Source organism: Sulfurimonas sp., from assembly GCF_028714975.1.
GTDB lineage: Bacteria > Campylobacterota > Campylobacteria > Campylobacterales > Sulfurimonadaceae > Sulfurimonas.
In genome coordinates, this window is the sequence record NZ_JAQTLH010000007.1 from 87240 (window position 1) to 109874 (window position 22635).

At 37.6% G+C, this 22635-nt stretch carries 22 protein-coding genes; 10 read left to right on the forward strand and 12 right to left on the reverse strand.

Annotated features, from left to right (window positions below):
• Window position 1: 1 nt before the first annotated feature.
• The 3 genes from PHQ93_RS07640 to PHQ93_RS07650 all read left to right on the forward strand — a co-directional run bounded on the left by PHQ93_RS07640 (window position 2) and on the right by PHQ93_RS07650 (window position 2216).
• Window positions 2–613: a methyltransferase domain-containing protein gene (locus PHQ93_RS07640; protein WP_299942785.1), complete on the forward strand. Its 612-nt coding sequence runs from the start codon at window positions 2–4 to the stop codon at window positions 611–613.
• Between the two features lie 81 nt (window positions 614–694).
• Window positions 695–1720, forward strand: a complete 1026-nt coding sequence (gene amrS / locus PHQ93_RS07645; protein WP_299942787.1) for an AmmeMemoRadiSam system radical SAM enzyme — start codon at window positions 695–697, stop codon at window positions 1718–1720.
• Between the two features lie 70 nt (window positions 1721–1790).
• Complete coding sequence (locus PHQ93_RS07650; protein WP_299942789.1) at window positions 1791–2216, forward strand: Hsp20/alpha crystallin family protein; 426 nt, start codon at window positions 1791–1793, stop codon at window positions 2214–2216.
• Window positions 2217–2269: 53 nt separating this feature from the next.
• Here PHQ93_RS07650 and PHQ93_RS07655 read toward each other — a convergent pair whose 3' ends face one another.
• The 7 genes from PHQ93_RS07655 to PHQ93_RS07685 form a co-directional block, all read right to left on the reverse strand.
• The gene (locus tag PHQ93_RS07655; protein ID WP_299942791.1) at window positions 2270–2803 is read right to left on the reverse strand and encodes a hypothetical protein; all 534 of its coding nucleotides are present in this window, start codon (window positions 2801–2803) and stop codon (window positions 2270–2272) included.
• Window positions 2804–2851: 48 nt separating this feature from the next.
• On the reverse strand, window positions 2852–3766 hold the full coding sequence (locus PHQ93_RS07660; RefSeq protein ID WP_299942794.1) for a uroporphyrinogen-III synthase: 915 nt from the start codon (window positions 3764–3766) through the stop codon (window positions 2852–2854).
• Window positions 3767–3832: 66 nt separating this feature from the next.
• Window positions 3833–4600, reverse strand: a complete 768-nt coding sequence (locus PHQ93_RS07665; protein WP_299942796.1) for an enoyl-ACP reductase — start codon at window positions 4598–4600, stop codon at window positions 3833–3835.
• Entirely contained in the window at window positions 4597–5493 is an 897-nt protein-coding gene (gene dapA / locus PHQ93_RS07670) for a 4-hydroxy-tetrahydrodipicolinate synthase (RefSeq protein ID WP_299942798.1), read from the reverse strand. Before dapA ends, PHQ93_RS07665 begins: the two co-directional genes overlap by 4 nt.
• Window positions 5494–5637: 144 nt before the next feature.
• The gene (locus PHQ93_RS07675) at window positions 5638–5919 is read right to left on the reverse strand and encodes a hypothetical protein (protein WP_299942800.1); all 282 of its coding nucleotides are present in this window, start codon (window positions 5917–5919) and stop codon (window positions 5638–5640) included.
• Window positions 5920–6123: 204 nt separating this feature from the next.
• On the reverse strand, window positions 6124–7380 hold the full coding sequence (locus PHQ93_RS07680) for a pitrilysin family protein (RefSeq protein WP_299942802.1): 1257 nt from the start codon (window positions 7378–7380) through the stop codon (window positions 6124–6126).
• 38 nt (window positions 7381–7418) lie between these two features.
• The gene (locus PHQ93_RS07685; protein WP_299942804.1) at window positions 7419–8477 is read right to left on the reverse strand and encodes a quinone-dependent dihydroorotate dehydrogenase; all 1059 of its coding nucleotides are present in this window, start codon (window positions 8475–8477) and stop codon (window positions 7419–7421) included.
• Between the two features lie 140 nt (window positions 8478–8617).
• Between PHQ93_RS07685 and PHQ93_RS07690 the strand changes: the two genes are divergently transcribed.
• Complete coding sequence (locus PHQ93_RS07690) at window positions 8618–9175, forward strand: DJ-1 family glyoxalase III (protein ID WP_299942806.1); 558 nt, start codon at window positions 8618–8620, stop codon at window positions 9173–9175.
• A gap of 33 nt (window positions 9176–9208) precedes the next feature.
• On the opposite strand, the gene PHQ93_RS07695 is transcribed toward PHQ93_RS07690, so the two are convergent.
• Window positions 9209–10120: a class I SAM-dependent methyltransferase gene (locus PHQ93_RS07695; protein ID WP_299942809.1), complete on the reverse strand. Its 912-nt coding sequence runs from the start codon at window positions 10118–10120 to the stop codon at window positions 9209–9211.
• Between the two features lie 56 nt (window positions 10121–10176).
• Between PHQ93_RS07695 and PHQ93_RS07700 the strand changes: the two genes are divergently transcribed.
• Window positions 10177–11376 (forward strand): NAD(P)/FAD-dependent oxidoreductase, encoded by a 1200-nt coding sequence (locus PHQ93_RS07700; RefSeq protein ID WP_299942811.1) that lies wholly within the window; start codon window positions 10177–10179, stop codon window positions 11374–11376.
• A gap of 18 nt (window positions 11377–11394) precedes the next feature.
• Here the strand turns inward: PHQ93_RS07700 and PHQ93_RS07705 are convergent, their stop codons facing one another.
• Genes PHQ93_RS07705 through murJ form a run of 4 tightly spaced genes read right to left on the reverse strand, consistent with a single transcriptional unit; the run spans window position 11395 to window position 16818 of the window.
• Window positions 11395–12618, reverse strand: coding sequence for an MFS transporter (locus tag PHQ93_RS07705; RefSeq protein WP_299942813.1), 1224 nt, complete (start codon window positions 12616–12618; stop codon window positions 11395–11397).
• On the reverse strand, window positions 12618–13985 hold the full coding sequence (locus PHQ93_RS07710) for an amino acid permease (RefSeq protein ID WP_299942815.1): 1368 nt from the start codon (window positions 13983–13985) through the stop codon (window positions 12618–12620). The genes PHQ93_RS07705 and PHQ93_RS07710 overlap by 1 nt, the downstream gene beginning before the upstream one ends.
• A gap of 39 nt (window positions 13986–14024) precedes the next feature.
• Window positions 14025–15425 (reverse strand): cysteine--tRNA ligase, encoded by a 1401-nt coding sequence (cysS, locus tag PHQ93_RS07715; protein WP_299942817.1) that lies wholly within the window; start codon window positions 15423–15425, stop codon window positions 14025–14027.
• Window positions 15412–16818, reverse strand: coding sequence for a murein biosynthesis integral membrane protein MurJ (gene murJ, locus PHQ93_RS07720; protein WP_299942819.1), 1407 nt, complete (start codon window positions 16816–16818; stop codon window positions 15412–15414). Before murJ ends, cysS begins: the two co-directional genes overlap by 14 nt.
• A gap of 103 nt (window positions 16819–16921) precedes the next feature.
• Between murJ and PHQ93_RS07725 the strand changes: the two genes are divergently transcribed.
• From PHQ93_RS07725 to PHQ93_RS07745, 5 genes are read left to right on the forward strand one after another with little or no spacing between them, the layout of a single operon-like run.
• Window positions 16922–18829, forward strand: a complete 1908-nt coding sequence (locus tag PHQ93_RS07725) for a flagellar assembly protein A (RefSeq protein WP_299942821.1) — start codon at window positions 16922–16924, stop codon at window positions 18827–18829.
• Window positions 18826–19392, forward strand: a complete 567-nt coding sequence (ruvA, locus tag PHQ93_RS07730) for a Holliday junction branch migration protein RuvA (protein WP_299942824.1) — start codon at window positions 18826–18828, stop codon at window positions 19390–19392. The genes PHQ93_RS07725 and ruvA overlap by 4 nt, the downstream gene beginning before the upstream one ends.
• Window positions 19393–19406: 14 nt before the next feature.
• Window positions 19407–20444 (forward strand): D-alanine--D-alanine ligase, encoded by a 1038-nt coding sequence (locus PHQ93_RS07735; RefSeq protein WP_299942826.1) that lies wholly within the window; start codon window positions 19407–19409, stop codon window positions 20442–20444.
• Window positions 20444–21181 carry an alpha/beta hydrolase gene (locus tag PHQ93_RS07740; RefSeq protein ID WP_299942828.1) on the forward strand — a complete coding sequence of 246 codons (738 nt, stop codon included), beginning with the start codon at window positions 20444–20446 and terminating at the stop codon, window positions 21179–21181. The genes PHQ93_RS07735 and PHQ93_RS07740 overlap by 1 nt, the downstream gene beginning before the upstream one ends.
• Window positions 21181–22626 (forward strand): UDP-N-acetylmuramoyl-tripeptide--D-alanyl-D-alanine ligase, encoded by a 1446-nt coding sequence (locus PHQ93_RS07745; RefSeq protein ID WP_299942830.1) that lies wholly within the window; start codon window positions 21181–21183, stop codon window positions 22624–22626. Before PHQ93_RS07740 ends, PHQ93_RS07745 begins: the two co-directional genes overlap by 1 nt.
• Window positions 22627–22635 lie beyond the last annotated feature (9 nt).

Here is a 22635-nt window from a genome sequence, read left to right on the forward strand (position 1 = left end):
GATGAGTTCAAATAGCGCAATGGTAGATTACCTTGTAGATGTCGGTGCACTTTACTCAAGCGATATTATAAAAGCTTTTAGAAATGTAGACAGAGCCGATTTTGTGGCAAATCCAAATGCTTCAGATGTTTATGAAGATCATCCTCTTGGCATCGGGCATGGTCAAACAATCTCTCAACCCAGAACGGTAGCTATGATGATGGAGATGTTGTCACCGAAAAAGGGACAAAGGATTTTAGATATAGGAAGCGGTTCGGGATGGACTACGGCGCTTTTAGCTTATATTGCCGGAGAAAACGGCTCTGTTGTCGGAGTTGAGAGAGTCGGCGAGCTTGTAGGGTTTGGAAGCGGTAACCTTAAAAAATATAAGTTTAAAAATGCTAAGATTATTGAGGCAGGAGATGAACTAGGTATCAAAGGCGAAATATTTGATCGCATTTTGGTTTCAGCCGCGGCGGATGAGTTTCCTTACAAACTGGTAAAACAGTTAAATGTCGGCGGAAAAATCGTTATCCCTGTTGGAAATTCAGTTTATGAAATGACAAAAAAAGATAGTGGTGAACTAGATGGAGTTGAACATTATGGATTTTCATTTGTTCCGTTGATTTATTAATAACCTATTAAGTTCTGACACGAAAGTGTCAAGCTTTTCTAAAGAAACTTTGTTTTATGAAATAAAATTAAGGAGTAAAAGATGTCACAAACAGCATGGTTGAGTAAAAAACTCTCAAGCGGAAAGATTTTGTGTGAGGCGTGTGCGCATGCCTGCAAGCTTGAGGAGGGCGAGTACGGTATATGCGGTGTAAGAAAGGTTGAGGGCGGTGAGTTAAAACTGCTTGTATACGGGCTTGCTGCCGCGGTAAATATTGATCCGATAGAGAAAAAACCTATGTTTAATTTTCTGCCTGCAAGCAGAGCTTTTTCTTTTGGAACAGTCGGGTGTAACTTCTCTTGCAAGTTTTGTCAAAACTTCGATATATCGCAATATCCAAAAGAGCATGCCCATAGAATTGTCGGTCGTGAACTTTTGCCCCAAAAAATAGTCGAACTTGCCATTGAGAACGGATGCGAATCAATCGCATACACTTACAACGAGCCGATAGTTTTTTTTGAGTACACTTACGACACGGCAAAAATAGCGCATGAAAAAGGGCTGAAAAATATCTATGTCACAAGCGGTTATGAAACACGCAAAGCGATAGATTTGCTCGCACCATATATAGACGGAATGAATATAGATATCAAAGGTTTTACGGATGAGTTTTACAAAGAGATTTGCGGTGCCAGACTAAAACCCGTACTTGAAGCCGTGAAATATGCTCACGAGAGAGGGATTTGGGTAGAGATAACGACTCTCTTGATTCCGGGTAAAAATGATTCCGACGAAGAGATTAGAGGGATTGCAAAATTTATAGCCGCCGTTGATACATCTATGCCTTGGCACTTATCGGCTTTTCATCCGATGTACAAGATGCTTGATGTTCCCCGCACTCCCGAATCAACACTTCTTAGAGCTTATAAGATAGGAGTGGAAGAGGGGCTTAAATATGTTTATATCGGCAATGTCGACAATGAAGATTATGAATCTACATACTGTCCGAATTGTAAAAAAAGAGTGATTGACAGAAGCGGAAACATAGGTCAGTATGTGACAAACGAGCTAGATGAAAACGGCACATGTCCGTACTGCGGCTATAAACTTGAAGGGGTATGGCATTAGAAAAGTTTATTAATTTTTTTTTAAGTATTTAAGTAGTACGATATTTTCATATTAAACAAAGGAGTTTATTATGTTACTTGCTACGTATGATCCATTCAAAGAATTAAGAGAGTTGGAAAAGAAGGTGTTTAGTGGTTTTCCGGCTTTAAATCAAGAGGGTGCATTGTTAGGGTTTACGCCTGTCGTAAATACTAGAGAGGGTGAGTTTGCTTATCATATAGAGGCTGATTTGCCCGGTGTGAAAAAAGAGGATATCTCTGTTGAAACAAAAGATAATGTTTTAACAATATCCGGAGAGAGAAAGCATAAAAATGAAGTAAAAAAAGATGACTACTACAAACTTGAGAGCAGTTATGGGAAGTTTCTAAGAAGTTTCACTCTGCCAAAAGGTGTTGACGCCGAAAATATTAAAGCTTCATGTGAAAACGGAGTATTGGAAGTTACTATTCCAAAATTAACTAAAGATGAAGAGAAGAAAAAAATAAAGGTTAAATAGCGTTACGAAGATGTGGCGGCTCACACCACATCTTCGCTGACTTTCTACTGTTTTTAAAACATATTTACTATACCGTAATCAAGCATCTCTTCAAACTGTTTTGGTGTTAGAACCGCTTTTACTTTCTCTATACAATCCAAATGTATTTTAGTAAGTTCCGCTTTTAGTTTTGCAATCTCGTCAATTTTAGGATAAAGATCTTTCGCTTTGGCGCTTTCATGCTTAAAAGAGATTTTTTCAACGACTTCAAGTTCGAGTTTTTTAACTACAAGAGCTTTTTCTACCGCACTTGCCATTAACTCTTTTTTGATTTTTAGTATCGCTTCTATCTGTTCGTTAGATAATCCAAGATTTGAACTTGACGGGTCATAAAGTGTCATCCCCACAAGATAAGGAAGGTTTTTGGGTATTAAAAAATAGTCTTTTGGAAAATTTTCTTTTGTCGTAAATGCACCGGCAGGACCTGCAATTTTTTCCATTTTTACGACATCCTCTACGGGAGGAGGCAGGTTTGGTTTTGCGATTGCAGAAGTGCTTAGCAGAAGAGTGGAAGCTGTAATAGTAAAGAGAGCGGTCATTAGTTTCATTTTAGTTTCCTTTAATTTGGTATAAGTAAATATTATACATATGTATATTCAACGGGAAGTTAATCTCTCAAGCTCTATGGCTTTTTTTACACATGAATCTAATGATGTCGTTTCAGAAACAATAGGAGTTATATAAGGCGGAAAATATTTCTCCGTTGTATGTCCTATTGAAATTGCTTTGTAGCTCTCATCCCAGATAGCATTTTTTAAAAAACACTCTATCGTTGAGGGCGAAGAGAAGATTATCGTAGAATTTTTCGGAAGTTTAATCTTTCTTTTACTGTTTATACATACCGTATCGTATACTATGGCTTCATGGCAAACAATATCGTTTGAATTTAATACATTCACCAAATCCGAAACAACTTTTGAGCCTCTTATATATAAAACTTTTTTATTTTTTAAAAGAGGAATCAACTCATAAGCAAACTCGTTTCCGTGTTTCTCTTTGCCGACAAATTTTATCTTTCCTTTTAAATTGCTTGCTACTTTAGCAGTCTGCGGAGCTATAACATAGAGAGGTTTTGTTTTCCAAGACTTATTGTAAGAGTTGAGCGAAGTTACTGCATTTTTAGATGTAAAAATCAAAGCATCATATGAAGAAAAATCCAAATCAACTTTTATAGGCTCTATCTTGATAACCGGTATATTTTTAGCCCACTTGACTTTTTTATCGTTTAGTATATAGATATTTAAGTTGCTGTTTTTTATATTTTGCATAAAAGAGTCAATATGTCTTTTTATTTTTGATAAAAGAGAATCTCGGCTGTTTAAAACTAAAGATTTATTTTCATCTACAAAAAAATTGATATTTTGCTTACTAAGCAGGTAGGTTATTTTTATGAGCTCTTCAAATATGTGCTCATTTGAGTAGTTTCTGTCAAGTATAAACGAGTTGCTGCCTTTATCGTATTCATAATAGATAAGGTTTAAGGGTTCAATAAGTTTCTCTATTTTTTTCATGGAGAAGATATTAGCATTATCTTAGTAAATATTTTTCAAAAAAATTTAAAAAATATTTATTCTACATTATTGAAATGTTGTTCCGCCGTCAATAACGATAGTTTGACCTGTCAGCCAAGATGACTCATTGCCGCATAAAAATAGACATGCACCGGTCAAATCAGTAGCTTCACCCATACGAGAGAGCGGAGAGCGTTTTACTACTTCGCTTTTTACCTCTTCATAGTTTGGAAATGCTCTTAGTGCGTCCGTGTCAATCGGTCCGCCGCTTACTGCATTTACTCTTATGTTTTTCTCGCCAAGCTCAGCGGCAGCGTAACGAACCATAGCTTCAACTGCAGCTTTGTTTGTTCCGTGTCCCGCATAGTTTGGAGTGTAAACAAGATTGCCCGTTGAGCTCATGCTTATAATGCTTCCGCCGCCTGTTTTCTCCATTCTCTTAGCCGACTCTTGCGCACCTACGACAAATGCATCAACGGTTGCAGTATAGATGTTGTTTAGACCTTTTGGTTTAAGTCTCATAAATGGACCAAATCCGCCTACAACGGCACGACCTGAGATAATTGCGTTTGATATAAAAAAGTCCAGTCTATCAAAATCTTTATCAAACTCAACAAATACATCTTTGTATGTTTCGGGCTCCAATATATTTAATCCGTAAGCGCGAGCTTTTACACCGTATTTTGCTTCCACATCTGCAATAATTTCGTTTGCCGTATCCGCATTTGTTGCGTAAGTAAACGCAATATTACACCCTTTTTGTGCAAAAGCATAAACGATAGCTCTGCCGATTCCGCGAGTTCCGCCGCTTACAAATAGAGTTTTACCGGTCATTTATAATCCTTAATTTCGTAATTTTTCATAATAGTTTCAAGTTTTTTCATATTTTCTACACTTGGAGGAACAAGTGGAAGCCTGTATTCCAGCGTATCGATTAACCCTGCTATATACATTGCAGCTTTTATCATGATAGGATTTGACTCTAAAAATAGAGCTTTGTTGATTGGAAAGAGCATATCGTTTAGTGCCTTTGCACCTGCAAAATCACCGCTTAGCGCTTTGTCTACAAGAGCGCTTTTAAGATCGGGAAGAAGGTTTGATGTAACGGATGTAATGCCTGCACCGCCGTTTGCAAGTATAGGGTAGTCGATTGCATCATCACCGCTGAACACCTTAAGTTCAGGTCTGCGGGAGAGCAGCTCGATAGTTCTCTCAAGACTTCCCGTTGCCTCTTTGATGCCGTAGATGTTTTTTACATCGTCAAATAGTCTGATAACGGTATCGGCACTAATGTCTACGACCGTGCGTCCAGGAACATTGTAAAGCATAAACGGCATTTGGGGAACCGATTCGGCTATTGCTTTGTAGTGTTGGTAAAGTCCCTCTTGAGACGGTTTTACATAGTATGGAGCAACCGAAAATATTGCGTCGACTCCGCATTTTTGTGCAGTTTTTGCAGCTTCTATCGCCTCTGCGGTTGAGTTGCTTCCCGCACCTGCTAAAACTTTAGTATTTGTGCCGCGACACACTTCTACTGCTATCTCTATACATCTTCTATCTTCATCATAAGTAAGCATAGCGCTCTCTCCCGTCGTTCCGACAGGACATACGGCATTAATGCCGCCTTTAATTTGTCTTCTGATTAGTTTAGCATAACTCTCTTCATCCAATTTTCCGTTTTTAAACGGGGTAATGAGTGCGGTTGTCGAACCGGTTACGATATTCATCTATATAGCCTTGTTAAATTAATATGCGATTATAGCAAAAAAGTATTAAAAGGGAGGAGTTTGGCATTGTGTTTGGTAGAAATATCGTGGCACTCACCCCTTTTAAAAGAAGATAGGAGTGAGCTATATAGTGTTTTATTGAGATTAGCGACCGCGACCTCCACCGGGTCCCATTCCACCACCGGGTCCAACGCCCATGCCTCTAGCCGGCGGCTCATCCGGTAGCGTAATGCCCTTTGCCTTTGCCCGTTCTTTCATAAGTTCGTGATGTTCCTTGCGGATTTTCTCTCGCTCTTCGAGAGTTTTAGCAGCACGCATTTTATCAAGGTGTTCTATACGCTCTTGTTGCGTCATAATCTGACTGCCGTATATCTGCTCTTGCTCTTGTGTGGTTTTTTGAGATTGATTTTGATCTGCTGCCGACAATAATCCTGTGGAGAAAAATAAGACAGTAGATAAGACAGACACTGCTAAGGGATATTTTTTCATCGTAAACTCCTCATCTAATATTGATTATTCAAGTTGCGATAGTCGTTATGGCAACTCGCTTTTTAAATACGGCTAACCATTTGTTAGTGCAAGATTTTACATCTATTAACCTTAAATAAATTAAAGAAAAAAAAGGTAAAGTTATTTACCTTTTTTTAAGATGAGTGTTGTTGATTTGTCAAAGTTGAAGTATTTTTTTGCAACTTCTTGAACTTTTTCTTGCGTGATTTTTTCTATACTCTCTTCATGAGTTAAAAGCGGTGTTAAATCTCCGCGAACTAGGTAACTTCCAAAAAGTTCTGCAACGGAAGTCGAACTCTCCAGTGAGTAGATAAAGTCCGATTTAGTGTTGATTTTAACTTTCTCAATCTCCTCTTTCGTAACTTTTTCATTTTTGATAATTTCGATCTGTTTTATAAGCTCTGCTTCGACATCCTCTGCTTTTACACCGGGGTTACATGATGCCAAAAATATAAAAAGGCTCGGGTCGATATTTTCCATATTGTAAGCATAAACATTGTTTACGAGATGTTTTTTGTCCATTAACTCTTTGTAGAGTCTTGAACTTTTTCCTGAAAACAGAATCTGCGATATGGCACTAAGAGTTACTTGGTCTTCATGTTTAAAATTTGGAATATGAAAAGTAATAGCAATCATTTCTACTTCGCTATCTTTATTGATTGTCACTCTTTTTGCGCCGTTTTGTTCAGGTTCTACAAACTTAAATTCAGGAATTTTAGTCCTGTTTTTGATATGAGAAAACTCTTTTGCGGCTTTTTTGAAAACATCTTTAGGGTCAACATCGCCTGTTACCATCAAAATAGCGTTGTTTGGCTGATAGTATGTTTTATGAAATTTTTTTATATCTTCTATCGTCCAAGTTTGGATGTCGTTCATAAACCCTATCGGTGTCCAGTGGTAAGGGTGATACACATAAGCATTGTTAAACATCGCAAAGTATAGATATCCAAGCGGAGAGTTTTCCGTTCTCCATCTTCTCTCTTCGGCTACGACATCTCTTTCTGGTTGAAACTCTTTATCTTTTAGATTTAGATTTTGCATAAGTTCGGCATAGAGTTCTAGTGATTTGCCAAGATTTTGCGTGCTTGATTTGATGTAGTAGTGCGTGTAGTCAAAACTGGTTGAAGCGTTATTTACTCCGCCGATACTTTTTACCTCTTTGTCAAATTCGCCTGCATTTAAGTTTTTTGTAGATTTGAAGTTCATATGCTCCAACATGTGAGCGATTCCGGTTTTACCCATAACTTCATTTCTGCTTCCGACTTTGTAAAATATATCCGTACTTATGACATTTGTACTGTTTTTAAGAGGAATTACGACAATTTGCAGCCCATTTTCTAGAGTTTTTGTTTCATACTTCGGTAGTGACGATGCCATTAAAGTTCCTAAAATTAGTGTAAGAGCTAAGAAAATTTTCACTTTCTGTCGCTTCCTATTGCCTCTGTGATATTTGCATATCCGTCGGCTTTTATAAGTTCTGTAAGTTCTGTATTTATATCTTTTATCATGTCAAATCCATGAAATATAAGCCCGCTGTAAATCTCTACAAGCGAAGCTCCGGCTTTTATGCGTCTGTAAGCCTCTTTAGCAGAGTCTATACCGCCGACTGAGATAAGTGTAGTTTTTCCGTAAAGCTCTTTTGCGATTGCTTCAAATATCTCAAAACTCTTCTCTTTTAAAACGGCTCCGCTAAGTCCGCCGATGCTTTGCGGGTTTTTTACAAGTGAGTAATCAATCGTGGTGTTTGTAGCAATAATGCCGTCTGCTCCCTTTTCAACAGCCAAAGTCGTTAGCGCTACTGCATCTTCTTTGCTCATATCGGGTGCGATTTTAAGTAAAATAGGCTTGTTTGTTATCTCTTTAGCTTCGCTAAAAAGTCTTGTGATAAACTCTTCGTTTTGCAAATCTCTAAGTCCAGGAGTGTTTGGAGATGAGATGTTGATTACCAAATAATCACCCAAATCATGCAACGCTTTTATAAGAGTCGTGTAGTCGTTTATCGCTTCGGCATCAGAGGTGGTTTTATTTTTGCCGATGTTTATACCGATAGGGGTAGTAAAAGGAAATCTCTCTTTCAATCTTTTTTGAACGCTTAAAAGTCCGTCATTATTAAAACCCATAGCATTTTGGATACTCTCTTCTTCCACATGTCTAAACATTCTAGGTTTTGGATTTCCTGCTTGCGGTCTTGGAGTGACGGTTCCTATCTCAGTAAAACCAAATCCCAAAATTTGTATGCCGCGAATCATAGTTGCATTTTTATCAAACCCTGCACCAAGACCTATCGGGTTTAAAAAGGTACGACCGAAAAGCTCTTGCTTTAAAATATCGTTTGTTACAAAGTGCGATTTTAAAAACGGATTGAAAAGTATCGGGCAGATATTAGGCACTCTAAGTGCCGTTTCGGCAACTTGATGAGCAACTTCAGGGTCTAGTTTATACAGCCAAGGTTTTAGGGTTTGATAATTTATCATTATAGTTGTCTCTTTAGCTTAAAATTTTGTGATTATACTAAAAAAAAGGTAAAGGGCAGTTGATAGTAAAAATCAATTTGCTTGTAAAAATTGATAAAAAAGTATAGAATTAAGGAGATAAAAAATATTAGGAGATACAAATGAGCAGAGTTTTAGTGCCGCTGGCAAACGGATTTGAAGAGATTGAAGCTATTAATATTATTGATGTTTTAAGAAGAGGAGATATTGAAGTTTTGGTTGCTTCTTTGGATGAAAACAGTGCCGTAAAAGGTGCGCACGGCGTTAGCGTTTTATGCGATATGCAGATAAACGACATAGTAGTAGATAAGCTTGATATGATAGTTCTGCCGGGCGGCTGGGGTGGAACATTAGCGCTTCGTGATGATGAAACGGTGCAAAATATACTAAAAGAGATGGATAAAAAAGGCAAAAACATAGGGGCAATTTGTGCAGCACCTCTTGTACTTCACAGTGCGGGCGTGTTAAAGCATAACTACACATGTTACCCGACGATTGAAGAGCAGATAAGAGAGGATGGATTTGATGAAACAAAAATGGTTGTAGAAGACGGCAATATTATAACATCCCGCGGTCCCGCAACCGCCATCTGTTTTGCACTTCAAATAGTTAAAAAACTAAAAGGCAAAGAGAAATACCTTAGCGTAAAAGCCAGTCTTTTAGCGGATTTTTGCGAGTAAGATGCTAAATATGCAGAGATCTCTGTATATTTTTTAATTTTCTCTTTCAAAAACCAAATTTTTCAGACTTCTCTCTTCGTCCGTGCTTGCAAACTCTTTTAAATTTTCAAGCCGTTTTACAAATTTAAACTCCGGTGCGAACTCGTTCATTAGGTTGATTATAAAATTTGAGTCTAGTTCGGTTGAGTTAAGAGAAGCTAAAACTATGCACTCATCAGAAGCGATTTCAGGTAGTTTTTTTATGATTTTTTCATAATCTTTTACGGCTTCAAAGCTACCTCTTTGGGAGGTTGGAGGGTCTATAATGATCAGGTCGTAAGGTCCGTTTTGCTTTATGCGTGAGAATGATTTAAGTATGTTGTACGGTAAAAAACTTATACCTCTTGGCTCAATGGCGTTTAGATGATGGTTCGCTTTTCCGGTTGAGAGTGCACTTTTGCTCATATCGATATTTGAGACGCTTAGAGCACCGCCGAGTTTTGCCGCAACGCTAAATGCGCATGTGTAGGAGAAGAGGTTTAAAACGGTTTTGTTTTTTGAGTTTTCTCTTACAAACGCTCTGCCGTTTTTCATATCGGGAAAATAGAGACTGTTTTGGTTTGAGAGTAGATTTAGCTTAAATTTCATACCGTTTTCTATTGCAAATAGATTTTCTCCAAGTTCCCCGACTATGATTTCGCTTGGAGAGCCTTTTATGTATCTTCTTTGAATAACTACCGTTTTATGTCTTGAGTTAGCCGCAAACTCTTTTAACATCTCTATCAGTTGGCTCTCCGACTCCTCTTGCATATATAGAGCCACGCTTAAAATCTCATCTATGGAGTCTACCGTTAAATGTTTCCAGCCGTCATAAAGTCCGCCGCGACCGTGAAAAAGTCTTTTAAATTCGTCTGTTAAATCTTTTGAGTTCTCTAAAAGCAGAGCTCTTAATTGTTCGATTGTCATTGTATGCCTAATAATTTTTGTATAATTTTAACTATTTATGGGGTAAAAGGCAAAGTTTGAATAAAAAAGTTGTAATTATAGGCGGCGGATACGGCGGATTGCGTGCCGTAGAATTTTTGGCAAAGTATGCAGATATAGAGATAACGCTTATAGATAAAAATCCCTATCACTATCTTCAAACGGAGGCATACGGCTATATAGCGGGCAGATTTGATATGAGTGATGTAGTAATTGACTTAGAAGATTGGTGCAGAGGTTTTGGAAACAATGTTCATTTTGTGTACGACAAAGCTAAAAATGTCGATTTTGAAGCAAAGTTTGTACAGACTTCTAAAGAGTCAATCGCTTATGACTACTTGGTGATTGCAACGGGTGCCAAAACAAACTTTTTTTCATTTATCGAGGGTTTGAGAGAGCATAGTTTTGGTGTTAAAAACTTGCATAGAGCGCATAATTTTAGAGTAGAGTTTCAAAACCTGATATATAAAAAACTGCAAAACGAAGACAATAACGAAGATATAAATCTTGCTATCGGCGGGGCAGGGCTAAGCGGTGTCGAAGTAGCAGCAGAGATGGCAAACATAATTCATACTTATAGTAAAACAATAGGGCAAAGAGCAAAAAATATAAAGATTTATCTCATTGACGCGAGTAAAACCATACTTCCGGGAATGAGCGGATTTTTGATAAATAATACTCAAAAAAGGCTGCAATCACTTGGCGTAAATATTCTTGCGGATACTTTTATAGACAAAATGGATAATGAGTATATCTACTTTAAAAACTCTCAAAAGTTAAAATACCATTTTATGATTTTTACGGGCGGGATAAAAGCGTCAGATTTGAATGTTAATTTGAATATTGAGAAAAATAGAATCTCTCAGTTCATACCAAACAAAGAGTTAAATATAGGCGGTATGAAGAATGTTTTTGCCATAGGTGATTGCGTAGAGATGAGGGATATAAAAGGAAACATTCTCCCGCCGACCGCTCAGAGTGCAGAGAGAAGCGCTGAGTATGTAGCAAAGGCGATTCGTAAAAGGATAGATAAAAAAGAGACAGAACCGTTTGATGCATCGGTTCTTGGCGTGTTTATAGCACTCGGCGGAAGATACTGTACCGGAGAACTTTTTGGGGTTATAAAAGTAAAAGGTTATGCGGCTTATCTGTTAAAAAAAGCTATAACGCATATGTACTATCTCGGGCTTCATCTCCGCATAAATACAGGATATAAAAATAGGGGAAAAAAACTTTAGAGTTTATCCTCCTAAATTTTATGTCTCTATATAATCCAAATCCTCATGAAATGTTTCGCGGGTAAAATAAAGAGCGATTAGTGCAATCGAAAATGTCACAACTCCGACCGTAGCTGCCGAACCCAAAACTCCCATGCTCTCTTTTAGAAACATAAAGCTTGAGGTGATGGGAACTACCGAACCGCGAACAAAATTTGGAATCGTTGTTGCCACCGTTGCACGGATATTTGTTCCAAACTGCTCTGCCGCCATAGTAATAAAGAGCGCCCAATAACCGCAAAATACCCCCAGAAAAAATACCGTACTGTAAAAAGATGCGGCATTTGCTCCGGATAAGCTGAAGTAGTAAATGACGCTTGCCAATGAAAAGAGCATAAAAATCGCGTAGGCTCGTTTGCGGCTTTTCATCTGCTGAGAGAGATAACCGCTTGCTAAATCACCGATAGATAGTCCAATATAACAGTACATTAGTGATTGTCCCGCACTTACTTCTCCGTCAATAGAGAGCGCTTTTGCAAATTCGGGTGAAAACATTACCAAAACCCCTACAACATACCATAACGGCATACCGATAACGATTGCTTTTATATATTTGTTAAAAAGCTTTTTGTGGGTGAATAGACCGAAAAAATGTCCTCTTTTGACATCATCGCTTAAATGATGTTCAAACATTGCCGATTCTCTGACTCGAAATCTTAAAATCAACAGTGAAAAACCGAGTAAACCACCGATAATGTAGGCATTACGCCATGCAAAGTGTTCCGCTATGATATTTGCCGCGACAACTCCAAGCACCCCAAATGCCGCAATGCTCATTACTCCGTATCCGCGCAGCTCTTTTGGGAGAATTTCGGCAACCAGTGTTACACCGGCTCCCAGCTCACCTGCTAAACCGATACCTGCTATAAAACGAAGAAGTGCGTACTGTTCGACATTGCTTACGAACGCATTGAGAAAATTTGCAATCGAATAGAGGATAATCGAGGCAAAGAGTACGGATAAACGCCCTTTTTTATCTCCTAAAATCCCCCATAATATTCCTCCGATTAACATCCCTCCCATTTGAGCGTTGAGGATGATTGATCCCCATGAAGTTATTTCTTCTTTATTTAGTCCGAGTTCGCTCAAACTCTCGACTCGCACTACTCCAAATAGAATCAGATCGTAAATATCTACAAAATATCCCATTGCAATGACTATAATAGGAAGTGTCAATACTTGACGCCATACTGACATCGTCATTACTCTGCCTTTGAGCGTTTTATACTGTAAAACGCGTAAATTAACATTCCAATCACCGACCATCCGATAAATCGTAGCCATGTCTCAAACGGCAATCCTGCCATCATAAAAATAATCAAGATGAAATTAAGCGGCATAAGGATTTTAAACGCAGGAACTTTAAATACAGGCTGAATTATATTTTGGCGACGCAATACGATAATTGCTACCGCTACCATCAAATAGGCAAATAGTGTCCCGATGTTTACAAGCTCCGCAAGCGTTTTGAGAGGAACAAGCCCTGCCATAATACTTAAGAGTACACCGCCTATAATAGTTGCTTTGTAAGGAGTGTTAAATTTCGGATGAACTTCACTTATGCTTTTTGGTAAAAGCCCATCACGCGCAAGGGCAAAGAGAATTCTAGTAAATCCAAGTCCCATAACCAACATTACGGTTGTGATTGTTATAACCGCTCCCAAGGCAATGATATTAGCAGCAAACGGTTCGTTTACTTTATAAAGCGCAAATGCCAGCGCATCTGGAACATTGAGTTCTTGGTAGGGAACAATCGCTGTAAGAGTAAAGCTCACAAGGATAAAAAAGACGACACTTAGTGCTAATGAAAGGATTAGCCCTAGCGGAATATTACGAGTAGGATTTTTTGTCTCTTCTGCTACCGTGCTAATTGCATCAAAGCCCAGATAAGCAAAAATAATCAGTGCGGCACCGTGCCAAACCCCTTCCCAACCAAAAGGGAAGAAGTTCGATAAGTTGTTAAAATCAACATGCGGCAAACCGACAACGACAAAGGTAATCAAAACAGCAAGCTTGATTAACACAATAGCCGTATTGACTCGGGCACTCTCTTTAATCCCAATCGCAAGGAGAGCAAAAATCGCTAGAATAATTCCAAAAGCGCTGATATCGATATATGTTCCTGCGCTAGGATTATACGCACCGCTAAGAGCCAATGGAATCTCAACTCCCATACTGTTTTCTAAAAAACGGCGTAAATATCCCGACCATCCCGTGGCTACCGCGGCAGTAGCTACACCATACTCTAGTAACAGATTCCACCCGACAAACCATGCAAACACTTCTCCCAAAGAGGCAAATGTAAAACTATATGCACTTCCGGCTACAGGATAAGCAGAACTCAGCTCTGCATAAATCAGGGCAGTAATGCCGATCATAACGGCACCGAGTAAAAATGATAAAACGATAGCAGGTCCTGCCATAGTTGCCGCTGCTTGACCGGTGATGACAAATATTCCTGCGCCTATAACCGCACCGACACCGATAAATGTCACATCCATTAACCCTAAGCTACGTTGAAACTCTCCATTAACGCCGGTCATATCTTTTTTTTGAAAAATATCTCTCATTGCCTCTCCTTTACTATCTGTTAAATTTCCGAAAAAAGATTATATCTTCTCCCAGAGCGTGCCTTGTGCGGTATCCATTATGTTTATGCCGTAAGTTAAAATCTCATCGCGGATTGCATCGGAAGTTGCGAAATCTTTTGCCTTTTTCGCCTCGCTTCTTTGAAGTATGAGCGAGTTGATTTTTGCTTTTGTCTCTTCATCTACGCCTTGCTGAAAATATTCATAAGGATTTTTAACGCCAAATCCCAATACTTTTTCTATATAAGCCAGATTTGAGAGAGTCTCTTTTTTAAACTCTTTGGCTTTTGCGTCACTATCAAGTTTTTCGTTTGCAACTGAAATCATCTCATCTATGAGCGCTAAAGAAGCCGAAATATTTAAGTCATCGCTTAGAGTTTTTAAAAGTTCGTCTCCAAAAGCCGTTTTTTGATTTTCATGCGTTAAACCAAAGAGTCGTTTTTTTAGTCTGTAGATTTTATCCAGTCTCTTTTTGGAGTTCAGTAAATCCTCTTCATTGAAGTTGAAGTTGGCTCGATAGTGAGTGCCAAGAAGATAAAATCTTAAAACTTCTCCGTCGTAAACCTTAAGAGCATCGCGCAGAAAAAAGCTGTTTCCCAAGCTCTTGCTCATCTTCTCGCCATCAATATTTACAAAACCGTTGTGTATCCAGTAGTTAGCCAAAGTATGGTTTGTAGCACATCTTGTTTGTGCTGCTTCGTTTTCATGGTGCGGAAAGAGCAAATCAGCTCCGCCGCCGTGAATATCTACTGCAAATCTCGCCTCTTTTTTTGCCAAGTGTTTCTCTATCATTGCAGAACACTCTATATGCCATCCTGGGCGACCTTTGCCAAATGGCGAATCAAACGAGACGCTCTCGTCGTGAACGCTTTTCCAAAGTGCAAAATCGGCACTGTTTTTTTTCTCTGACGAACTCTCGACTCTTTGAAGTTTTTCGTTTTCGTCTTGAACTCTATGTGATAGTTTCAGATAGTCGCTATCGCTTGAAGTATCGAAGTAAATATCTCCGCTATCTGTTTTGTAAGCGTGGCTGCTATCAAGAAGCTTTTGTATAAGTTCAAACATAGCTTCAAGTGATTCTGTCGCTTTTGGCTCAATGTTTGGACGAGCAACCCCGAGTTTAGCCATCTCAAAGTGGTAAGCATCAGTATAAAAATCCGTTATCTCTTTTATGCTTTTGTTTGCTTCTGCGGCTTTTTTGATGATTTTATCGTCTATGTCCGTGATGTTTCGTGCATAAGTTACTTCGTATCCGTTAGCACTCAAAACTCTTGCGAGCAGGTCAAAAACCAAAGCGCTTTTTGCGTGACCCAAATGCGCATCGTCGTAAACCGTAGGACCGCAGACATAGAGGCTAACTTTTCCCTCTTCTTGCGAGACAAACTCTCTTTTTGCTTTTTGTACCGAATCATAAATATGCACTGATAAAATCCTTAAAAATTAGTAATAAAATTGTAAATAAAATAGAGCCGACAACAAGATAGATACTTTTTTTAGAGCGAAGTATATCAAAAAAGTTTTTTACGCCAAATGCTCTTATAGTTAGAAAAAATCCGACAAATCCGCCTAGCGTTCCGGCAAGAGCGAGTCCCGTTGCACCCATAGGTATAATTAAAATTAGTGAGAAGATTATGTTTGAACCAAGAGATGCGGTGGCTATTTTTGCGGCTCTTAGCTGTTGCTCTTTTGCGTAGAGCCAAAGCAGAAAAAGTTTTTGCAGACCAAACGGCAGAAGTCCTATCATATACATCTGTAAAACTACCGTTGTTTTTTGGGTATCTGACTCGGTAAACGCGCCTCTTTCAAAAAGCCCCCAAACTATCTCATGCGCTAAAACATATCCGCCGATTGTGCTTATGGTGAGTAAAAATGCCAAAAACCAAAAAGCTTTTTTAAGATAAGCCATAGCTTTTTCTTCATCTTGGTTTTTAATATATCTTGCGATACTAGGAAAAAGAGCAATTGAAGTTGCAATGGCAAAGATTGCCAGAGGGAGTTGAAATATACGGTTTGAGTAGTAAAGATAACTAATGGAGCCTGCGCTCAAAAATGAGGCAAGCCAAGTATCTAAAAATGCACTAACTTGTGAAGTAGAGTTTCCCCACATAGCGGGAAAAAACTGTTTTTTAAATTTATCTGTTTCGTTTGCTATCTTTTTTGATTTTATTTTTAAGTATCTAAAACCGCCGTAAACAAGCTTTAAAAGCCCTAATTTTTGTATTGCGATGATGTGGACGCCAAGCTGCATAGCTCCGCCTGCTACAACGCCAAAACTAAGGTAGTAGACTATTTCACATTGAGTTTTATCTTGTGAGAGATATAGTGCCAGTATAAGTGAAACATTTAGCAAGGCAGTGGAAAATGCCGTTGTTGCAAAGTGTCGTTTGTATTGCAAAATTGAGCCGAGAAATGTTACTGCAAATATAAACGGCAGATACCAAAAGTTTATGGCAACAAAGGGAGAAGCTAGTTCGACGATTTCATCACTAAAACCAAATGCCATAACCTGTGTGGCAATGTCCGGTAAAATAGTCACAAGCAGGGACAAAATGACAATTATTGATATAAAAATTATAAAAATATGGGCTAAAAAAACGGCTCTATGTTTTGATTTTGCGTAAGCGGGAATGAAAACTTGAGTAAAAGCACCCTCGGCAAAGATACGGCGAAAGAGATTCGGAAGTTTAAATGCTATAAAAAAAATGTCGCTATAAATGTTCGCACCGAGTGCGGAAGCAGTCATTAAATCTCTTAAAAAACCTAAAACTCTTGAGAATAAAATTCCAAAACTGTTGGTGAATATTGCTTTAAACATAGGCTTCTTTTTGCGGATATGTATTGTCTTTACGAAATTTTAACAAATATTTGATTAAAATGTAGGGCTGAATTTTTTAAAATTTAATACAGGATGCAAAACAATGGGGTTATTTGATTCAAATAGCAAAAAAGAACAAGTACCGAAAAAAATTCGTCCTACAGTCGTCAAGACACAAAATGTTGCTAAAGAGATAGCCGATATAGCAAGAAAAAATAATGTAAACCCAAATACCTTAGATTTTGATATATTAGAAATTTTGACATACACAAGAATAAACAGAGATAAAAGTGAAACTGATTGGGAAGAGGTAAGTGCAGCTGAAGTACATCAACTAGATGACGCGTCGGCAATACTGAATCAAAATTTTCAAATAAAACAGGTATATGAAGTTGAAATATATACGAAAGAAAATAAAGATGTATTTAAAAATTTTCATGCAGCCATCGGAGCAAATGCTACAAAATGTAAAGTATATTTGAGTATAAAAGCAGGTTCGGAGGCTGTCGGAAACCCGAGATTTGAGGAAGATTTTTTAAACTATATAAATAAAAGCAAGATTAGAGCCGGAATCTTGGTAAATATCTTTGATGAAATGGTTAAAGAAGTTGTTTCAAAGGTTTCTGCACTCGCAAAAGTTGACGGAAATATAAAATATGATAACAATCAAACAATACTTATAGCAGACGCATATGAACCGACTCCCACTATAAACGATGAGTTTATAATTCACTACAATAAAAATAGTAGTTCAACAAGCGGTAGTGATCGTGTCGATTACTCTAAGAGAGGTTTTATAAATAGTGTTTTAGAGGGTGATATCTTAATGGAATATATAAAACCCAAAAAGGGTAAACCCGGTAGAAATTGTCGCGGCGAATTCTTAGAACCGTTAGAGCCGCAAATAAAAAATATACCGAATTTTAGCGTTGATGATACGATAGAGATTGTTGATAACAAAGACAATATCGCATATCGTGCAAAAACGAACGGTTATATAAGCTTGGAAGCAAATGTTTATAAAATAAAATCAGAGATGGATGTCGGAGAGGTAACTTTTAAAAGTACGGGTTCTATCTCAACCGGATTAAATTCGGATGTTTCTTTGAGTGTGAAAGAGAATGATTATCAAAAAGATGCAATCGGAACAGGCATGGAGGTTGAAGTCAGCGAAATAGAAATAAAAGGAAGTGTTGGACCAAATGCTAAAATAAGCGCCAAAAAAGCCACGGTAGAAGGGCAAACTCATAAAACTTCTCAAATAAGAGCAAATGATTTGACCATAAATGTACATAAAGGTTTAGCAATTGGGGATAACATCAAGATAACAAGACTTGAGCTTGGAGTTGTTGAGGGAAAAAAAGTAGAAATTGCTCAAGCGCTAGGCGGAAATATAAGAGCTAAAGATATAGAGATAGGATTATGTGCTTCACATGTAAAAGCTACGGCTTCAAGATTGATTGAAATTAAAAAGCTTCAAGGAAGTGAAAATATTTTTACGATTGATCCGCTAGTACAAAAAGATAAAAAAGAGGGGCTTAATGAAAATCAAAATGAGATCAATGAGCTTCGAGTTAGTGTTACAGAGATAAAAAAAGAGATAGATAGATATAAAAAATTAGTTCAAGATAATCAGACTGCTTTTAATGAAGTAAAACAGAGATTGATACATTATAAAAAAAACGGTATACAGATGCCTTCATCTTTTGTTGCTAAATACAAGCAATTTTACAAAACACAAGAGCATTTAGAAAACATAACAAATGAGTATAATGTCAAAAATGATAAACTTCTTCTTTTAACAACTAAGACAGCATCTTTTCAAGATAATATCGTGGATGCAAGAATTATAAATAGAGATAAATGGATTGGGCATAATGAAATTATTTTTAAGTTAATTAAGCCGCCGATTCAGCTTGTATACAAGCCAAGAGAAGGGTCGCCTGACAAAATGTTTGCTGTTGTAGAGGTAGAAGAGGGAGTATTTGAAATTCAGGCGGTGCGTGATTGATAGTAGGTTTAAGAGGAATGATTTTATACAAAGAGCCGTCTTTTGTGCATGTGGATGTAAGCGGCGTAGTTTACGAAGTTTTTATATCTCTTCAGAGTTTTTCTGCTCTAGGAAGCGATGAGGTTAAACTTTTTACATCCCATGTAATAAGAGAAGATGCTCAGCTGCTTTACGGTTTTTTACAGATGAGCGAAAAAAAACTCTTTGAGAGGCTTATAAAGATAAACGGCGTAGGTCCAAAAGTAGCAATGGCAATATGCTCGACATATACGCCTGCTCAATTTGGAGTCGTAATAAATAACAAAGATATAAACGGCGTAAAAAAAGTTCCGGGAATCGGTCCTAAAAATGCAGGAAGAATTTTAGTTGAGTTAAGCGGTTTTGACGTCGAGCTTGTTTCATCGCAAAATGAACCGTTAAATCAAGCTTTTAACCAAGCTAGCGAAGCGTTAGAATCATTAGGATTTAAAAAAGAGAAGATATTAAAAGTATTAAGCGAATGTAACTCTAACGACACCTCTTCGCTCGTAAAAGAAGCTCTTAGGCTTTTAAAAACAATTTAAGTAAGGAAATTATATTGAAATTAACTATTTTATTCGGCGGAGCTAGTTTTGAACACGAAATTAGCATAGTGAGTGCTATTACTCTTAAACAGAAGTTATCCGGTTTTGAGCCTAGTTTTATTTTTTGTGATCAAGATCATACATTTTATCTAATAGAGCCTTCAAAAATGAAAGCAGTAACCTTTTCAAAAGGCGAGCATAAAAAAATGCCTAAGCTCTCTCTCACACATGGAGCTTTCGTGCAAAAAGGGCTGTTTAGTTCCGTAGAACACGGCGGAGTATTTTTAAATCTTATCCACGGAGCAGACGGAGAAGACGGTACTATTGCCGCGCTTTTGGATTTTTTCTCTATCAAATATATAGGTCCTAGAATCGACGCCAGCGTGTTTTCATATGACAAAAGATACACAAAATGGCTTTGTGATGCAAGAGGCATAAAAAGTCTAAAATATGAAGAGTTAAGCTTAAAAGAGCATAACAATATAAAAACTCCATATCCTGTTATCGTAAAACCTTCAAGACTCGGAAGTTCTATCGGAGTCAGCATTGTAAAAGAAGAGGGCGAACTTGATTATGCACTCGATAGTGCGTTTGAATTTGACAGCAGCGTTATAGTAGAACCGTTTATTCAAGGTGTCAAAGAGTATAATTTGGCAGGTTTTAGCGCAGATGGAAAATTCTACTTCTCTATCGTAGAAGAGCCTCACAAAGAGGAGTTTTTAGATTTTGAAAAAAAATATATGGACTTTTCAAGAAGCGAGCAGGTTTTAAAAGCAGAAGTGAGTAAAGAGCTAGAAACTAAACTAAGAGCAAATTTTGAAAAAGTTTATAAAGATTTATTTGAAGGCGCACTTATAAGATGTGATTTCTTTGTAATTGATGGCGAAGTTTATCTTAATGAGATAAATCCTATTCCGGGATCTATGGCTAACTACCTTTTTGAAGATTTCAAAGGCTCCATAGAGTTACTCTCAAATTCACTTCCCCATGCAAAAAGAGCAAGAGTAAATTATGACTATATCCATTCAATATCTAAAGCAAAAGGTAAATAATGGCTATAAAGTCGATCCAATACAATCAACATACTTTAGATATAAGCTACGAGATTTTAAATCCGCAAGCTAAAGTTGATTTGATAATTTTGCATGGATGGGGTAGCAATAAAAATTTGATGAAACAATTTTTTTCGCCTTATATGGATAGTTTTCGTCATATTTACATAGATTTACCGGGGTTTGGAAGCTCAACTTGCAATCTGGCACTTACCACGAAAGACTACGCAAGAGTAGTAGAACTTCTTATGATTCATCTCAATGCCTCTAAAGATATAATACTAGGGCACTCCTTTGGCGGAAAGATTGCACTTCTGCTTGAGCCTGAGGTGCTTGTTTTGGTTGCAAGTGCAGGGATTTATGTTCCTAAGCCCTTTAAAGTAAGAGCTAAAATAGCACTTTTTAAATTTTTAAAAATATTTGGGTTGGCTAAATTTAGAGAGTTTTTTGTAGCAAATGATGCAAAAAAATTGAGCGAACCGATGTATCAAACTTTTAAAAATGTCGTAGATGAGGATTTTTCTAAAGAATTTTCTCATTACAAAGGAAAAGCTCTTTTATGTTGGGGAAAAGAGGATACGGCAACGCCTCTAAGCAGTGCGCAAAAGATAAATAAGCTTATCAAAGATTCTAAACTTATAGTCTATGAGGGCGACCACTACTTTTTTATGAAAAATGCCGAAGATATATCGGATAATATAGAAAAAACATTTTTAAAAACATTGGAGCATAAGTAATGCCAAATTATGAAATAGTTATAGCATTTATCACGAATCTACTTTTTGTGGCTGTTTTGGGTTGGTATCTTATCACAAATCTTCAATGGTATGATTATAAAATCTCTCGTGTGATTCTTAAACATCATAAACCGCACTGGCATCTTGTCTACTTTTTGATTCCGTTTGTTGCCTACTACACGACAGGTAAATTTTTTAGCATATTTTTCTTTTTTGCGGTTTTGCCTGCGATGTTTTTTTGGTATAAAAATCTCGATAAGAAGCTGGTTTTGACATGGAGAGTAAAGAGATTTTTGATTCTTCTAATTTCTTTGGTATTTTTTCAAGATGTTCTTTGCACCCTAAAGTCGGCGTGTGAAACATACGGCGTTTTTATGCCTTTGGCACTTGCTTATGCAGGAAGTTTGGCAATTGAGAAGTTTTTGTTTCTTTCGTTTAAAAAAGAGGCGAAAAATAAGCTTAGAAGTATGGACAAACTGCAAATTATAGCAATTACGGGGAGTTACGGTAAAACAAGCATTAAAAACTTTGTTGCAGAGATATTAAGTAAAAAGTATAGAGTCTATGCGACTCCCAGAAGCGTAAATACCATCGGCGGAATTATTAGAGATGTAAACGAATCTTTGCCGAGCGATACCCAGATTTATGTTTGTGAAGCGGGAGCTAGAGAGAGCGGAGATATTTATGAGATAACAACATTCTTGGAACCTCAAACGGTTGTAGTGGGAAAAGTAGGACTTGCACATATTGAGTACTTTAAGAGTCTGCAAAATATTATCGCAACAAAACTAGAAATTATGCAATCCCCTAGACTGGAGCGCGCTTTTATCCATACATCCGTTACAAATGAGCCGCATCCAAAAGTCACATTTTTCGGCGATGAGATAGAAAATGTCGATGCACGGTTAGACGGAACCGATTTTGAGTTAAACATAGAGGGAAATACTCTCTCACTGCGTACGAATGTTTTAGGCTCTTTTCAAACTATGAATATCTCCGTTGCCGCTCAAATAGCAAAAAAATTTGGCCTAAGCGATGAAGAGATACAAAGTGCGGTGAGCAAACTAACTCCAGTTGAGCATAGACTTCAAATGATAAAAGCCGGCGGAAAACTCATCCTTGATGACGGTTATAACGGAAATATAGACGGTATGCTTGAAGCCGTACGACTCTGTTCTTTGCATAACGGCAGAAAAGTTATAGTAACGCCGGGGTTGGTTGAGAGCAGTTATGAGCTGAATTTAAAACTAATTGATGCGATAAATAGCGTTTTTGATACTGTTATCGTTACCGGTGCGCTAAATGCAGAGCTGTTTGATAAAAATCTAAAAGTGAAAAATAAAATTATGTTAGGCGATAAATCAAAAATGCAAGAGGCACTTGTAGAGCATACAAGAGCAGGAGATATCATACTATTTGCAAACGACGCTCCGAATTTTATATAAAAGGCGCAT

What these genes read in the sequence shown, in the direction of transcription:
- PHQ93_RS07655 (WP_299942791.1), bottom strand. Translation starts at nt 2,803, where the DNA reads ATGAAACTAATGACCGCTCTCTTTACTATTACAGCTTCCACTCTTCTG.
- PHQ93_RS07705 (WP_299942813.1), bottom strand. Translation starts at nt 12,618, where the DNA reads ATGACGATGTCAGTATGGCGTCAAGTATTGACACTTCCTATTATAGTC.
- PHQ93_RS07660 (WP_299942794.1), bottom strand. Translation starts at nt 3,766, where the DNA reads ATGAAAAAAATAGAGAAACTTATTGAACCCTTAAACCTTATCTATTAT.
- amrS (WP_299942787.1), top strand. Translation starts at nt 695, where the DNA reads ATGTCACAAACAGCATGGTTGAGTAAAAAACTCTCAAGCGGAAAGATT.
- murJ (WP_299942819.1), bottom strand. Translation starts at nt 16,818, where the DNA reads ATGTTTAAAGCAATATTCACCAACAGTTTTGGAATTTTATTCTCAAGA.
- PHQ93_RS07665 (WP_299942796.1), bottom strand. Translation starts at nt 4,600, where the DNA reads ATGACCGGTAAAACTCTATTTGTAAGCGGCGGAACTCGCGGAATCGGC.
- PHQ93_RS07680 (WP_299942802.1), bottom strand. Translation starts at nt 7,380, where the DNA reads ATGGCATCGTCACTACCGAAGTATGAAACAAAAACTCTAGAAAATGGG.
- PHQ93_RS07690 (WP_299942806.1), top strand. Translation starts at nt 8,618, where the DNA reads ATGAGCAGAGTTTTAGTGCCGCTGGCAAACGGATTTGAAGAGATTGAA.
- PHQ93_RS07745 (WP_299942830.1), top strand. Translation starts at nt 21,181, where the DNA reads ATGCCAAATTATGAAATAGTTATAGCATTTATCACGAATCTACTTTTT.
- PHQ93_RS07650 (WP_299942789.1), top strand. Translation starts at nt 1,791, where the DNA reads ATGTTACTTGCTACGTATGATCCATTCAAAGAATTAAGAGAGTTGGAA.
- PHQ93_RS07710 (WP_299942815.1), bottom strand. Translation starts at nt 13,985, where the DNA reads ATGAGAGATATTTTTCAAAAAAAAGATATGACCGGCGTTAATGGAGAG.
- PHQ93_RS07740 (WP_299942828.1), top strand. Translation starts at nt 20,444, where the DNA reads ATGGCTATAAAGTCGATCCAATACAATCAACATACTTTAGATATAAGC.
- PHQ93_RS07685 (WP_299942804.1), bottom strand. Translation starts at nt 8,477, where the DNA reads ATGATAAATTATCAAACCCTAAAACCTTGGCTGTATAAACTAGACCCT.
- dapA (WP_299942798.1), bottom strand. Translation starts at nt 5,493, where the DNA reads ATGAATATCGTAACCGGTTCGACAACCGCACTCATTACCCCGTTTAAA.
- PHQ93_RS07725 (WP_299942821.1), top strand. Translation starts at nt 16,922, where the DNA reads ATGGGGTTATTTGATTCAAATAGCAAAAAAGAACAAGTACCGAAAAAA.
- PHQ93_RS07640 (WP_299942785.1), top strand. Translation starts at nt 2, where the DNA reads ATGAGTTCAAATAGCGCAATGGTAGATTACCTTGTAGATGTCGGTGCA.
- PHQ93_RS07695 (WP_299942809.1), bottom strand. Translation starts at nt 10,120, where the DNA reads ATGACAATCGAACAATTAAGAGCTCTGCTTTTAGAGAACTCAAAAGAT.